Genomic DNA, 14,312 nt, shown 5'->3' on the forward strand with positions numbered 1-14,312 from the left:
CCTCCCTAGTGCGCGACGGCGGCGGCGCCGTGCTCGTCGATGAGGTGCCCGGTCTCGAAGCGGTCCAGGGCGAAGGGTTCGTTCAGCGGGTGCGCCGCGCCGGTCGCGATCGTATGGGCGAACGTGTAGCCGGCGGCGGGCGTCCCCTTGAAGCCGCCCGTCCCCCACCCGGCGTTGACGTAGAGCTCCTCGATCGGCGTCGCCGAGACGATCGGCGAGGCGTCGAACGTGGTGTCCACGGTGCCGCCCCAGGAGCGCAGCAGGTGCGCCCGCGCGAAGATCGGGAAGAGCTCGACGGCGGCGGCGAGCTGCTCCTCGATGACGTGGAAACCGCCGCGCTGCCCGTACCCGTTGTACGCGTCGACGCCGGCGCCCATGACGAGCTCGCCCTTGTGGGCCTGCGAGACGTAGACGTGCACGTGGTTGGACATGACCACCGTGGGGTGCACGGGCTCGAAGAGCTCGGACACCAGTGCCTGCAGCGGGTGGGACTGGATCGGCAGCCGGAACCCGGCCAGGTCGGCGAGGACCGAGGAGTTGCCGGCGGCGGCGAGGCCGACCTTGCCGGCGTTGATCCGCCCGCGGGAGGTCTCGACCCCGACCACGCGGTTCCCGTCCTTGATGAAGCCGGTGACCTCGCAGTTCTGGATGATGTCCACGCCCATCTCGTCGCACTTGCGGGCGAACGCCCAGGCGACGTGATCGTGCTTGGCGATGCCCGCGCGGGGCTGGTAGGTGGCGCCCATGACCGGGTAGCGGATGTCGTCCCCGGTGTTGATGATCGGGCACAGCTCCTTGACCTGGTCGGGGGTGATCCACTCCGCGTCGACCCCGTTGAGCACGTTGGCGTTCACGCGCCGCTGGGACTCGCGCACGTCCTGCAGGGTGTGCGCCAGGTTCATGACGCCGCGCTGGGAGAAGAGGAAGTCGTACTCGAGCTCCTCGGGCAGCTGCTCCCAGAGCTTCATCGAGTGCTCGTAGAGCGCCGCCGACTCGTCCCACAGGTAGTTGGAGCGGATGATCGTGGTGTTCCGGGCCATGTTGCCGCCGGCCAGCCAGCCGCGCTCGAGGATGGCGATGTTCGTCATCCCGTGGTTCTTGGCCAGGTAGTAGGCGGTGGCGAGGCCGTGGCCGCCGCCGCCCACGATCACGGCGTCGTAGCTGGGCTTCGGGTCCGGGTTCCGCCAGAGGAAATCGGGGTGCTCGGGCAGCATCTCGGCCATCAGAGGGCTCCCATCGGTGCGAGGTTCGGGTAGAGCGGGTAGGCCGCGGCGAGCGCTGCGGCCCGCTCGCGCAGGCGCGCGATCACTGCGGGGTCAGCGCCGTCGTCGTCGGCCGCGGCGACGAGCGCCTCGGCGATGATGTCGGCGACCTCGGAGAAGTCCTCCTCCGTGAAGCCGCGCGTGGCCAGGGCCGAGGTGCCGATGCGGAGCCCGGAGGTCACCATCGGGGGACGCGGGTCGTTCGGCACGGCATTGCGGTTGATCGTGATGTCCAGCTCGGCGAGCAGGTCCTCGCCCTGGCGGCCGTCGAGGCTCGACTGGCTCAGGTCCACGAGGACCAGGTGGACGTCGGTGCCGCCGGAGACCACGCGGATGCCGCGGGCGGCGACGTCGTCCCGGCCGAGCCTGGCGGCGAGGATCTGCGCGCCGGCGACGGTGCGCCGGGCCCGCTCGCGGAACGCCTCGGTGCCCGCGATCTTGAAGGCCACGGCCTTGCCGGCGATGACGTGCTCGAGGGGACCGCCCTGCTGGCCCGGGAATACGGCGGAGTTGAACTTCTTCGCCAGGTCGGCCTCATTGGTGAGGATCACGCCGCCGCGGGGCCCGGCGAGCGTCTTGTGCGTGGTGGAGGTGACCACGTGCGCGTGGGGCACCGGGGAGGGGTGCAGCCCGGCGGCGACCAGTCCCGCGAAGTGGGCCATGTCCACCATGAGGTAGGCGCCGACCGAGTCGGCGATCCGGCGGAACTCGGCGAAGTCGAGGTGGCGCGGGTAGGCGGACCAGCCGGCGATGATCAGGCGGGGGCGGCTCTCCTGGGCGATCCGCTCGACCTCGGCGAGGTCGACCCGCTGGGTCTCCGCGTCGACGCCGTAGGCGGCCACGTTGTAGAGCTTGCCGGAGAAGTTGATCCGCATGCCGTGGGTGAGGTGGCCGCCGTGGGCCAGGTCCAGGCCGAGGATCGTGTCGCCGGGCTCGAGGAGCGCGTGCATGACCGAGGCGTTCGCCTGGGCCCCGGAGTGGGGCTGGACGTTGGCGTACTCGGCGCCGAACAGCCCCTTGAGCCGGTCGATCGCCAGCTGCTCGATCACGTCGACGTGCTCGCAGCCGCCGTAGTAGCGGCGGCCCGGGTAGCCCTCGGCGTACTTGTTGGTCAGGACCGAGCCCTGGGCCTGCAGCACGGCCGCCGCGGTGTAGTTCTCCGAGGCGATCATCTCGAGGCCGTCGCGCTGGCGGCGCAGCTCGGCGTCGATCTGCTCGGCGACCTCCGGGTCGAGCTCGGCCAGCGTGGCCGTCAGTTCGGCCGGCACCCCGGTGGCCAGTTCCGTCGCCTGCGTCATGCGTCCTCCTGGTAGATCTGTCATCGCCAGCTGATATATCAGCTTGCAACAGATCGTATTGCTGAGAGAAGATCAGTGTCAATGGTTCGGGGGAACTCGATCCGAGGATCGTCCGCCCGGGCCAGCCCATCTCTCGAGAGGAAGCACCGTGAGCATCGCAGCGGGAGCCATCAACGACCAGGAGTCGATGTCCGAGCGCGCCTACAAGACGCTGCGCGACCGACTGATCCTGCTGGACATCGGCCCCGGCACCCCGATCAACGAGGGCCAGATCGCCGCTGAGCTCGGCTTCGGGCGGACTCCGGTGCGGGAGGCTCTGAAGCGGCTGGAGATGGACCACCTGGTGGTGTCCTACCCCCGGCGCGGCACCTTCGCCACGATCGTGGACATCAGCGACCTCGGCGCCATCTCCGAGATGCGCCGCCTGCTCGAACCGCTCGCCGCCCAGAAGGCGGCGCTGAACCAGGACCCGGAGCTGCGGCCCGAGTTCGAGCGCCTCGCCGCGGAGATCGCGGTCCTGACGGCCGAGGACGGCCGCGAGGCGCTGCTGGACTACGACCTCGCCGTGCACCGGCTCATCTACCGGGCCGCGGGGAACCACCACCTGGAGGAGACGCTCGTCCGGCTCGACAACCTCGCGACGCGCATCTGGTGCCTCGTGCTGGGCCGCCTGCCGCAGATCGGCGAGCACATCCACGAGCACATCGGGCTGGTGGAGGCCATCATGGAGGGGCGCGCGGAGGAGGCGGCGACGCTCGCGGAGGAGCACGTCCGCCACTTCGAGACGACCATCCGCAACGCGTTCTGATCGGGTCCAGCGCCGACCCGCCCGCCACGGCCCGGCCACTGCGGCCCCGGTGCCGGTGCCGGTGCCGGACGCAGAGATGCCCCCGCCATGTGGCGGGGGCATCGTCCGTCGAACGTCCGGGTGAACCGGGCGGTTCGTCTACCGCAGGAACTCCTGGCCCTTGTCCACCGCGCCGTCGACGGTGTCCTGGTGCTCGCCCAGCTTGTCGCCGTGCTGCTCCTGGAGGTTGTCCACGTGCTCGTTGACCTGATCGCCGTGCTGTTCCTTCAGCTCGTTGAACTTGTCGCCCAGTCCACCCAGGTTGTCTCCGAGTGCCATGCTGACCACCTCTTCCTCGCTTGACGTCTGCGAGCCGGCTGCTGCCGACCGCCTGCGGCAACCGTAGGCAGGTCCGTCGGCCGAGGTCCACAGCGTTTGGCCAAACTTTGAAAACCTCTCGGCGGACTCTCAGGTTCCGCCGTCGCTGGGGAAACCGCTACTCAGCGGGCGTTCCACGCCGCCCCGCGGGGCCGGCTCCCCGGCCCGCTCCAGCTCGAGGATCATGCGCGTGTTGCCGAGCGTGTTCTGCTTGACCCGGGCCAGGTCCAGGAACTCGGCGACGCCGTCGTCCGTGGACCGCAGGAGCTCGGAGTAGACCTCGGGGTCGACGGCGGTCTGGTCCGCCATGACCTCGAAGCCGCCGCGCTCGAAGAACTCGACCTCGAACGTCAGGCAGAAGACGCGGCGGACGCCGAGGTCGCGGGCCCGCTCCAGCAGCCGGTCCAGCAGCGCCTTGCCGACGCCGCGGCCGCGCCACTGGGCGCTCGTGGCCAGGGTCCGGACCTCGGCGATGTCCTCCCACATCACGTGGACGGCACCGCACCCGATGACGTTCCCGTCGGAGTCCTCGGCGACCGTGAACTCCTGGAGGGACTCGTAGTAGGCGACGGCCTCCTTCTCGAGCAGGATCCGCTCCTCCGCGAGCGGTCGCACCAGCCGCCGGATCGCGGCGACGTCGCTGGTGCGTGCGGGACGGAGGTGGAAGGCATCGCTCATGGATCCATCCTAGGTTCGCCCCCGCTCCTCCGGCGCGTGGATGACGCCCGGCAGGCGGCACGAGTCAGGGGGTGGGACGACGGACGCCCCGCCGCGCTGTGAAGCGCGACGGGGCGTCGATCCGGTGCGGGCCCGGTCAGCTCGCGTGCGTGTCGGCCTCGCCCGACTCGAGGGCCGCGTGGACGGGCTCGCCCTCGATCTCCTCCGGCGTGTCGTGTCCGGTGAAGGTGAACTTCGCGGCCTCGCCCTCGCCCTCGACGTCCACGACGATCGTCTGGCCGGACTCGATCTCGCCGAAGAGGATCTTCTCGGAGAGCTGGTCCTCGACCTCGCGCTGGATGGTGCGGCGCAGCGGCCGGGCACCCATCGAGGCGTCGTAGCCGCGGGTCGCCAGCAACGACTTGGCCTCCGGCGTGACCTGGACGTGCATGCCCCGCTCCACCATGCGCGACTCCAGCCGCGCGACGAAGAGGTCGACGATCTTCACGATCTCCGCCTCGCTCAGCTGCGGGAAGACGACGACGTCGTCGACGCGGTTCAGGAACTCCGGCCGGAAGTGCTGGCGCAGCTCCTCCTGGACCTTCGCCTGCATCCGGTCGTAGTTCGTTCGCACGTCGGTGGTGGACTGGAAGCCGGTCATGACGCCCTTGGAGATGTCGCGGGTTCCGAGGTTGGTGGTCATGATGATCACGGTGTTCTTGAAGTCCACGACGCGGCCCTGGGAGTCGGTCAGGCGGCCGTCCTCGAGGATCTGCAGCAGCGAGTTGAAGAGGTCGGCGTGGGCCTTCTCCACCTCGTCGAACAGGACCACCGAGAACGGACGGCGGCGGACCTTCTCCGTGAGCTGGCCGCCCTCCTCGTAGCCGACGTACCCCGGAGGGGCACCGAACAGCCGCGAGACCGTGTGCTTCTCCTGGTACTCGGACATGTCGAGGGTGACGAGGGCGTCCTCCTCGCCGAAGAGGAATTCGGCGAGCGCCTTGGCCAGCTCGGTCTTGCCGACGCCCGTGGGGCCGGCGAAGATGAACGAGCCCGTGGGACGGTTCGGGTCCTTGAGCCCGGCGCGCGTGCGGCGGATCGCCCGCGAGATGGCCTTGATGGCCTGGTCCTGCCCGATGACGCGCTGGTGCAGGGCCTCCTCCATGTTGAGCAGGCGCGAGGACTCCTCCTCCGTCAGCTTCACGACCGGGATGCCGGTGGAGTTCGCCAGGACCTCGGCGATGAGCTCCTCGGTCACCTCGGCGATCTCGTCCATGTCGCCGTTCTTCCAGGCGGCTTCCTTCGCGTTGCGCTCCTCCTGGAGCTTCTGCTCCTTGTCGCGCAGCGCGGCGGCGCCCTCGAAGTCCTGCGCGTCGATCGCGGCTTCCTTCTCGCGGCGGACGTTGGAGATCTCCTCGTCCATCTGCTTCAGCTCCGGCGGAGCCGTCATGCGCTGGATGCGCAGGCGGGCACCGGCCTCGTCGATCAAGTCGACGGCCTTGTCCGGCAGGAACCGGTCGGAGATGTAGCGGTGGGCGAGGCTCGAGGCCGCCTGGAGGGCCTCGTCCGTGATCGAGACACGGTGGTGCGCCTCGTAGCGGTCGCGCAGGCCGCGCAGGATCTGCGTGGTGAGCTCGACGCTCGGCTCCGCGACCTGGATCGGCTGGAAGCGACGCTCCAGGGCGGCGTCCTTCTCGATGTGCTTGCGGTACTCGTCGAGCGTCGTGGCGCCGATGGTCTGCAGCTCGCCACGGGCGAGCATCGGCTTCAGGATGCTGGCCGCGTCGATCGCGCCCTCGGCCGCGCCCGCCCCGACGAGCGTGTGGATCTCGTCGATGAAGAGGATGATGTCGCCGCGCGTCCGGATCTCCTTGAGGACCTTCTTCAGGCGTTCCTCGAAGTCGCCGCGGTACCGGGAGCCGGCCACGAGCGAGCCGAGGTCCAGGGTGTAGAGCTGCTTGTCCTTGATGGTCTCCGGGACGTCCCCGCGGACGATCGACTGGGCGAGGCCCTCGACGACAGCGGTCTTGCCGACGCCGGGCTCGCCGATGAGGACCGGGTTGTTCTTGGTGCGGCGCGAGAGGACCTGCATGACGCGTTCCATCTCGTGCTCGCGGCCGATGACCGGGTCCAGCTTGCCCTCGCGCGCGGCGGTGGTCAGGTTCCGGCCGAACTGGTCCAGCACGGCCGAGCCGGCGGGTGTGCCCTCCTGCGGACCGCTGCTGGCGCCGACGCCGGCGCCGGCGGACTCCTTGCCGCCCTGGTAGCCCGAGAGCAGCTGGATGACCTGCTGCCGGACGCGGGAGAGGTCCGCGCCGAGCTTGACCAGGACCTGCGCCGCCACGCCCTCGCCCTCGCGGATGAGACCGAGCAGGATGTGCTCGGTCCCGATGTAGTTGTGGCCGAGCTGCAGCGCCTCGCGCAGGGACAGCTCCAGCACCTTCTTGGCGCGCGGGGTGAAGGGGATGTGCCCCGAGGGCGCGTTCTGGCCCTGCCCGATGATCTCCTGGACCTGCTCGCGCACGGCACCCAGCGAGATGTTCAGCGACTCGAGCGCCTTCGCGGCGACGCCCTCGCCCTCGTGGATGAGCCCGAGCAGGATGTGCTCGGTCCCGATGTAGTTGTGGTTGAGCATGCGCGCCTCTTCTTGGGCGAGCACAACCACTCGACGGGCTCGGTCTGTGAATCTCTCGAACATAGCGGCACACTCCTAGCTGATGCGTAGCGTTATTCGATGCTACGCACTGACGTACGGCCTGTGGGCGGTGTTCGCCCAAGGGATAACAAGCAGAGAGCGACGCCCGCACCGGAATCGGTACGGGCGTCGCCCTGTGCAGCGGAGGGAGCCGGCGCGGACCGGCTCCCGGGGGTCGGACAGGCGTCCTGCTGCTGACCCTGCGCGCCCTACTGGGCGGCGCGGTAGGCCTCGATCACGCTGGCCTGGATGCGGCCGCGTGCGCTCACCTCGTACCCGTTCTGCTTGGCCCATTCGCGGATCGCTGCCGTCTCGCCCTTCGACCCGCCGGAGCGGGACGACGACGACGAGCCGGTGCTGCGGCCGCGGCCGCCGGTCACCCGGGTGCCGGCATCCACATAGCGCTTCAGCGATTCGCGCAGCTCGTTCGCATTCGTCTCGCTGAGGTCGATTTCGTACTGAACGCCGTCCAGAGCGAATTTCACGGATTCGTCGGCCTTGGAGCCATCGAGATCGTCGATGAGGGTTACTTCTACTTTGCGTGCCATAGCCATCATCCTAATCACCTCAATGGCAATGACGCCACGCACGAAACTGGGAAATCACTCAAGACGCACTCAAGTCGTCTGAGGCGATCTACTTCCCCTCGTCTCCCCTGACCTCTTCCGAAACATTCGTTCCCGAAATAGGCTCCGTGCGGCGCTCGGCCTCCGCCTCGGCGAGACGCTCATTCCGGTCCACCCGGAACAGGGCGCGAATGACGAACCAGAAGATCAGGGCAACCACGATGGTCGGCAGCAATACCTGCACGTATTCCATAATTATGCCTCCGGCTTGAGCAATGGAAAGAGGATGGTCTCTCGAATACCGGCATTCGTGAACAGCATCACCAGCCGGTCCACGCCGAGTCCGATTCCGCCCATCGGCGGGGCGCCGTACTCGAGTGCACGGAGGAAGTCCTCGTCCAGCTGCATGGCCTCGTCATCGCCGCCGGCGGCGAGCCGCGACTGCTCCACGAGGCGTTCACGCTGGATGACCGGGTCGATGAGCTCGGAGAAGGCGGTGCCGCGCTCCATGCCGCCGATGATGAGGTCCCAGGCCTCGATGACGCCCGGCTTGCTGCGGTGCGGGCGGGCGAGGGGCTGGGCGGCCGGCGGATAGTCGTAGACGAAGGTCGGATCGATCAGCGTCGGTTCGACGATTTCGCCGAAGAGTTCGATGACCAGCTTCTGCGCGTCCCATTTCGGGTCGGCCTTCACCTCGTGCCGTTCCGCCACCTCGCGGAGAATCTCGGCCTCGGTATCCGGCGTGATCTCCATGCCGACCGCCTCGGACAATCCGGGGTAGACGCTGATCCACTTCCATTCACCGTCGAGATTCACCACGCCCTTGGAGGTCTCGATAGTGCGCCCGGCGCCCACGGCGTCTGCGGCATTCAGGATGATCTCCTGCATGCGCTCGGCCATGACGAACTGATCCGCATAGGCCTCGTACGACTCCAAGGTCGTGAACTCCGGGGAATGCGTGGAGTCCACGCCCTCGTTGCGGAAAATGCGACCGAGCTCGAACACGCGGGGAATTCCGCCGACCACGGTGCGCTTCAGATACAGCTCGGTGGCAATGCGGAGCGTCATATCCTGGTCGAAGGCGTTCAGGTGAGTCTGGAAGGGCCGGGCCGCGGCGCCGCCGTGGACGAGCTGGAGCATCGGCGTCTCGACCTCCACGTAGCCGTGACCGTAGAGGGTGTCGCGGATGGAGCGGACGATCGCGTCCCGCTTGTAGATCATCTCCCGCGCCTCGTCGCGGACCATCAGGTCGGCGTAGCGCTGGCGGACGCGCGTCTCGTCATTGAGGTCCGCGTGCAGGACCGGCATGGGGCGGATGGCCTTCGAGGCCATCGCCCAGTCGGTGACCATGACCGAGAGCTCGCCGCGCCGCGAGGAGACCACGCGTCCCGTGACGGACACGTGGTCGCCGAGGTCCGTGATCCGCTTCCAGTCGGCCAGCTTCTCCTCGCCGACGTTGGCGAGCGAGAGCATGGCCTGCAGGCGGACGGCCTCGCCCCGGGGCCCGGACTCCTGCAGGGTGGCGAAGCAGAGCTTGCCCGTGTTCCGGGCGAAGACCAGACGTCCGACGACGCTGACGACGTCGTCCGTCTCCTCGCCGGCCTCGAGGTGGCCGTACGCCTCGCGGACCTGGCGCAGGGTGTGCGTGATGGCCAGCTCGACGGGGTAGGGCTCGCGACCGGAGGCCAGCAGCTCCGCGCGCTTGTCCAGGCGCACCTGACGGAGGTCGTGGTGGTCGGAGGCGGCGTTCTGGGCGGGGGAGGAGTTATCTACAGTCACGAGGCACCATTCTACCGGCCATAGCACGCCCCGCCGGGGCCGGGCTCCGTCCCGGCCGGCCGGTAGGATGGCGGGGACATGCCCATCACCCGCGCCACACGTCAGGCCCGCCGGACCCGCGGCCGCCGGGGCCACGACAGCACCGTGGCCACCCCGGACGGCGGCCTCCTCGGCGTGACGTCGTACGGCACCGTCGACGCTCCCGGCGAGCGACGCGTGCTCGTGGTCGGCGGCGCCTTCATCACGGCGCTGATCTACCGCCCGTTCGCCCTCCGGTTGAGCCAGGCGCTCGGCGACGGATGGGCCGTGGACGTCTTCGACCGTCGCGGCCGCGGCAAGTCCTCCGAGCAGCCCCCGAACTATGCCATGTCCACCGAGATCTCGGACGTCGCCGCGGTCCTGCGGGAGACCGGTGCGCGCAATCTCTTCGGCCACTCGCTCGGCGGCGCGGTGGTCCTCAACGCGGTCCAGGCCTTCCAGGGGCACGACGGCGACGGCGCGAGCGCCGATCCGGAGCTGGTGCCGGACCGGCTGGCGGTCTACGACCCGGCCATCAACATCGAGGGCAGCCTCAACTCGTCCTGGATGCGCGCGTGCGTCCGAGAGATCGAGGCCGGACGGACGGCACGCGCCCTCGCGATCATGCACCGCGGGCAGCAGAGGACGGCGACGCTCTCCAAGGTCCCCGTGCCACTGCTCGCGGGCCTGCTCGCCGCCGCGACGCGCACGCCGTTCGGGCGGACCGCCCGGAAGCTCGTGACCTCCGGCACCGGCGAGCTGCTGGCGGCCCTCGAGGAGGTGGAGTCGGTCGAGGACTTCGCCGGCCTCCCGCCGAACACCAGGTTCATGGCGGGCGCCCGCAGCGCCTCCTACTTCCAGGAGACCGCCCGGCAGCTCCACGCCGCGGTGCGCGGCTCCACCTACACGGAGTCCCCGGACGGGCTCCACGGCTCCGTCCCGGCGGCGGTCACGGAGCTCGTCGACGACATCGCCGCGTACTTCCGCGGCTGAGGCTCGACGGGACGGGCCCCGAGGGACCGGCACGGAGGGACGGCGCCCTGCCGGATGCCGAGCGCCGTCGTCCCCCGCGCGGGCCGGTCGGCTCGCGGCCTACCAGATGGCGACGCGGTCCTCCGGGTCCAGCCACATGCCGTCGCCCGGCCGGGTCCCGAACGCGTCGTGGAAGGCGTCCAGATTGCGGGCGACCTGGTTGCAGCGGAACTCGCCCGGCGAATGGGGGTCCGTGGTGATCCGGGTGACCATGGTCTCCGGGCGGGTGAGGCTGCGCCAGCACTCGGCCCAGGCGTGGAAGAAGCGCTGGTCGCCGGTGAATCCGTCGATCACCTCGTCCTCCTCGAGCCCGCGCGCCGCGAGGTCGAGCCTGTACGCCTTGTACGCGATGCCGAGCCCGCCGAGGTCGCCGATGTTCTCGCCGAGGGTGAGCCGGCCGTTGACCGTGTGCTCCGGTGCCTCCGGCGGGACGAGGGAGTCGTACTGGTCCACGAGTCTGGCCGTGAGGGCCTCGAAGCGGGCCCGGTCCTCCTCCGTCCACCAGTCCTTCAGCTCCCCGGTCCCGTCGTACTGCGAGCCTTGGTCGTCGAACCCGTGGCCGATCTCGTGCCCGATCACGGCACCGATGGCGCCGTAGTTGCTGGCGACGTCGCGGTCCGCCGCGAAGAACGGCGGCCGCAGGATGGCGGCCGGGAAGGCGATCTCGTTCAGCAGCGGGTGGTAGTACGCGTTGACGGTCTGCGGGTACATGAACCACAGATCCCGGTCGACGCCGTCGTCGATCTTCTGCAGCTCGCGGAGGAACTCGAACTCGTTGGCGGCCGCCGCGTTGGCGATCAGGTCGTGGCTGGTGCGGATCGAGGAGTAGTCGATCCACTTCACCGGGTAGCCGATCTTCGGCCGGAACATCGAGAGCTTCTCGAGCGCGCGCTCACGGGTCTGCTCGCTCATCCACGCGAGCGTGCCGATGGACTGCCGGTACGCCTCGATGAGGTTCGCGACGAGCCGTTCCATCTCGGCCTTCGCCTCCGCCGGGAAGTGCCGCTCCACGTAGAGCTGGCCGATGTCCTCGCCGACGCTCCCCTCGGTGAACGCGACGCCGCGCTTCCACCGCTCCTTCTGCTGCTCCACGCCGCCCAGCGTCGCGGAGTAGAACGCGAAGTGCTCGTCGACGAAGGGAGAGGACAGGTACGGTGCATAGCTGCGGATGACCTGGAGCGCGCCCCAGTTCCTCCACGCGTCCAACGGCTGCTCGGCGAGCACCGCCTCGACGCCCTCGAGATAGCTCGGCTGCCAGACGACGACCTCAAAATAGTACTTCTCCTCGATCCCGGCACCGTCGAGCCAGAGCTGGACGGAGGGGTGCAGGCGCCGCAGCCCGTCCGCGGTCATGAGGTTGTAGCGGGCCTGCGCGTCCCGTGTCCTGACGCGGTCCCAGTGGTGGCCGGCCAGAGCCTTCTCGAGGCGGACGACGCCGTCCGCCGCCTGCTCCGGGTCCGACAGCCCGGCGAAGGCCAGGAATCGGACGACGTGCTCGCGGTAGGCCCGGTAGAGCTCGGCGAACTGCTCCTCGCGGTAGTAGGACTCGTCCGGCAGGCCCAGCCCGGACTGGAGGAACGTGAGCAGGTTGCGGTCCGGCCGCCCGGCGTCGTTGGAGGCGCCGATGTTGTAGAGCCCCGAGACTCCCTCACGCTGGAGCCGGCCCAGGAGCCGGACGAAGTCCTCACGGCTCTCGACCGAGGCCAGGCGGTCGAGTTGGCCCCGGATGGGATCCATCCCGCGGGCCTCGATGGTCTCCACGTCCATGAAGGAACCGTAGAGTGCCGCGATCCTCGCCTGACGGTCGTCGGCCGTCCCGGCATCCACACATGCCTGGGCCTCCTCGATGATGGAGCGCACGGCCAGCTCGGAGTCGTCCCGCAGCTTCATGAAGGACCCATAGCTGCCGAGGTCGCCGGGGATCTCCGCGGTGGCGAGCCACCCGCCGTTCACGTGCCGGTAGAGGTCGTCCTGGATGCGGACCGCGTGGTCGCGGTGGTCGTCGGAGACGTGGCTCCGGCCGGTGGCGCTCGTCGTCGCCGGCAGCTCTGAGGTGGACATGCGCGAAGGTTCCCTTCATCGGCGGCAGGAAGTCTGAAAGGCAGACTTTACTCATTAACGGCCGGATCCCCGCGAAGGTTTCCGCCGGGCCCGAGTCTGGACCTCGGCCACCCGTCCCTTCCAGTGGGCCAAGAGGACTCCGGCCAGCCCAGCACCCAGTCCTCCGACCGCAAGGTCGCCCAGCGTGTCGGTGTAGCCGACGTGAATATCGCCGGAGATGAACGTGTGCCCGGCCCACTCCAGGAACTCCCAGAGCACCGCGAGCGTCATGCCGAGGGCCAGGGTCAGCACGACGGTCGACCGGTAGGGGATCACGCTGCCCATCGTGGCCTCAGGGGTGACATCGATCTGCGCCAAGCCGAGGAAGAGAACACCTGCTGCGGCCCCGGCGGTGATGAAGTGGACGACCAGGTCCCAGCCTGGGATGGCCTCGTACAGCCCGGCAGCCCCGCTCCATGCTGCGATCAGGATGGTGACGCCGAAGGCTGCGTCGAATGGGCCCGCCAGATGCATCAGGCGCGGAACGAGCAGCCCCGCCAGAACCACGGCGAACCCGAGGAGCTCCGGCACGCCCAGCCAGACACCGGCGGCGACGGTGCTGAGGAGCGCTGCGACTCTGCACCCGTCCGCCATCTGCCGTCCACGCCGGTCAGTTGGACGGTGTTCCGGCGAAACAGCAGCCGGCCCCTCCTCATTCGTCACTGGCATCGAGGTCGACCCTGCTAGCGAGCAAGTACCTCTGGCCCTGCCACTCCTCGTACTCCGTCCCGTCCAGGCTGACCCCGAGCTCCTCCTCGACGGCCGCGACATCGAAGCTCTCCTCGACCGTGCCGGTCACTCGCACGGACGAGTCCTCGCTGACCCCGGCCTCCTCGCCTGGCGCCACCACCAGCAATTCGTCGACGGACGCATCGCCGGTACCCGCGATGGTGAACGAGGTGCCGTCGATAACGGTGTTCACGTCTGCGGAGACCGTCACCTCCTGACCGATGAACGAGTCCACATCGTCGAAGAGATCCGGGTCCGCGACGGCCGTAGGGTCCGCAGATGGGTCGGAGCCAGCCTCGCTGCTCCCGTTCTCCTCGACGATGTCTTCGGCGTCGACCCCGTCCTCGGGGCCGGATGTCCCGCATGAGGAGATGCCGGCGACGAAGAGAGGGATCATCGCCAGTATCGTGAGCCTCCGTGCCCGCTCGCTGTTGCGCATGAGTCGTTCATTCCTCCCGGCGGTCCGAGCTGCGGCGCCACCCCCGGCCCGCCTTCCACTAGGGTCTGTGCATCGTGCTGCGCCGTACGTCGACCGTAGGACCGATGACCAGAAGGCTCAAGAGGACAACTCCGGGAGCTGGCACTTGCCTTGGAATGGGCGGCATATCCGTTGACCCGGCCCAGTCCCGCCTACGTACCGTGAGGCCCGGAGCTCGCAGCGAGTTCCACTCGGAAAGCTCACCTCACGATGCAGCAAGGAGCGAGACGATGACGTACGAGAACACAGAGGGCCAGGAGAACCAGTTCGGTGAGAGCCAGCCGGAAGGTCTTGGATCCGGCGAGGGCCAGCAGAGCCCGGGCGGTTACGGCGGGCAAGAGCCGGAGGGCGGCGGGTACGCCCAACAGGAGCAGGGTGGCGGCCTCGGCCGGGAGCAGGAGGGCTCCGGCGGATTCGGCCGCCAGGAAGGCGGCGAGCAGCAGGGCGGCGGCTTCGGCGAAGGCCAGCAGAGCCCCGAGGGCTACGGCGGTCAGGACTCTGAAGGCGGTGGGTTCGGCGGCGGCCAGCAGAGC

The 14,312-nt window shown here is 69.2% G+C and carries 12 protein-coding genes and 2 pseudogenes; 3 read left to right on the plus strand and 11 right to left on the minus strand.

Going from position 1 to position 14,312, the window contains the following annotated elements; translation table 11 throughout:
• Nucleotides 1-5 precede the first annotated feature (5 nt).
• Nucleotides 6-1,223, minus strand: coding sequence for a sarcosine oxidase subunit beta family protein (locus ABD784_RS12705; RefSeq protein WP_344885318.1), 1,218 nt, complete (start codon nt 1,221-1,223; stop codon nt 6-8).
• Entirely contained in the window at nt 1,223-2,560 is a 1,338-nt protein-coding gene (gene glyA / locus ABD784_RS12710) for a serine hydroxymethyltransferase (RefSeq protein ID WP_344885321.1), read from the minus strand. The genes ABD784_RS12705 and glyA overlap by 1 nt, the downstream gene beginning before the upstream one ends.
• Before the next feature lie 187 nt (nt 2,561-2,747).
• Between glyA and ABD784_RS12715 the strand changes: the two genes are divergently transcribed.
• Nucleotides 2,748-3,368: a GntR family transcriptional regulator gene (locus ABD784_RS12715; protein ID WP_344885366.1), complete on the plus strand. Its 621-nt coding sequence runs from the start codon at nt 2,748-2,750 to the stop codon at nt 3,366-3,368.
• A 138-nt stretch (nt 3,369-3,506) separates the two neighbouring features.
• Here ABD784_RS12715 and ABD784_RS12720 read toward each other — a convergent pair whose 3' ends face one another.
• The 6 genes and pseudogenes from ABD784_RS12720 to lysS form a co-directional block, all read right to left on the minus strand.
• Entirely contained in the window at nt 3,507-3,686 is a 180-nt protein-coding gene (locus ABD784_RS12720) for a hypothetical protein (RefSeq protein ID WP_344885324.1), read from the minus strand.
• A 210-nt stretch (nt 3,687-3,896) separates the two neighbouring features.
• A pseudogene (locus ABD784_RS12725) lies at nt 3,897-4,403 on the minus strand (amino-acid N-acetyltransferase); the annotation flags it as partial.
• A gap of 136 nt (nt 4,404-4,539) precedes the next feature.
• Nucleotides 4,540-7,080, minus strand: a complete 2,541-nt coding sequence (locus ABD784_RS12730; RefSeq protein ID WP_344885326.1) for an ATP-dependent Clp protease ATP-binding subunit — start codon at nt 7,078-7,080, stop codon at nt 4,540-4,542.
• Nucleotides 7,081-7,286: 206 nt separating this feature from the next.
• Entirely contained in the window at nt 7,287-7,625 is a 339-nt protein-coding gene (locus tag ABD784_RS12735; RefSeq protein ID WP_344885329.1) for a histone-like nucleoid-structuring protein Lsr2, read from the minus strand.
• Nucleotides 7,626-7,713: 88 nt separating this feature from the next.
• Nucleotides 7,714-7,896 (minus strand): hypothetical protein, encoded by a 183-nt coding sequence (locus ABD784_RS12740; RefSeq protein WP_344885332.1) that lies wholly within the window; start codon nt 7,894-7,896, stop codon nt 7,714-7,716.
• Between the two features lie 2 nt (nt 7,897-7,898).
• Entirely contained in the window at nt 7,899-9,359 is a 1,461-nt protein-coding gene (gene lysS, locus ABD784_RS12745) for a lysine--tRNA ligase (protein WP_425582980.1), read from the minus strand.
• Between the two features lie 141 nt (nt 9,360-9,500).
• On the opposite strand from lysS, the gene ABD784_RS12750 reads away from it, so the two are divergent.
• Nucleotides 9,501-10,433 (plus strand): alpha/beta hydrolase, encoded by a 933-nt coding sequence (locus ABD784_RS12750; protein ID WP_344885338.1) that lies wholly within the window; start codon nt 9,501-9,503, stop codon nt 10,431-10,433.
• A gap of 99 nt (nt 10,434-10,532) precedes the next feature.
• Here ABD784_RS12750 and ABD784_RS12755 read toward each other — a convergent pair whose 3' ends face one another.
• The 3 genes from ABD784_RS12755 to ABD784_RS12765 are packed head-to-tail and all read right to left on the minus strand — an operon-like array spanning nt 10,533 to nt 13,740.
• Nucleotides 10,533-12,533, minus strand: coding sequence for a M13 family metallopeptidase (locus tag ABD784_RS12755; protein WP_344885341.1), 2,001 nt, complete (start codon nt 12,531-12,533; stop codon nt 10,533-10,535).
• 54 nt (nt 12,534-12,587) lie between these two features.
• A complete protein-coding gene (locus ABD784_RS12760) occupies nt 12,588-13,166 on the minus strand; it encodes a hypothetical protein (RefSeq protein ID WP_344885344.1) in 579 nt (192 codons plus the stop codon).
• 58 nt (nt 13,167-13,224) lie between these two features.
• Complete coding sequence (locus tag ABD784_RS12765) at nt 13,225-13,740, minus strand: hypothetical protein (RefSeq protein ID WP_344885347.1); 516 nt, start codon at nt 13,738-13,740, stop codon at nt 13,225-13,227.
• Nucleotides 13,741-14,009: 269 nt separating this feature from the next.
• On the opposite strand from ABD784_RS12765, the pseudogene ABD784_RS12770 reads away from it, so the two are divergent.
• Nucleotides 14,010-14,312, plus strand: a pseudogene (locus ABD784_RS12770) (hypothetical protein); the annotation flags it as partial.

It is taken from the genome of Zhihengliuella alba (assembly GCF_039538765.1).
Taxonomy (GTDB): Bacteria; Actinomycetota; Actinomycetes; order Actinomycetales; family Micrococcaceae; genus Zhihengliuella; species Zhihengliuella alba.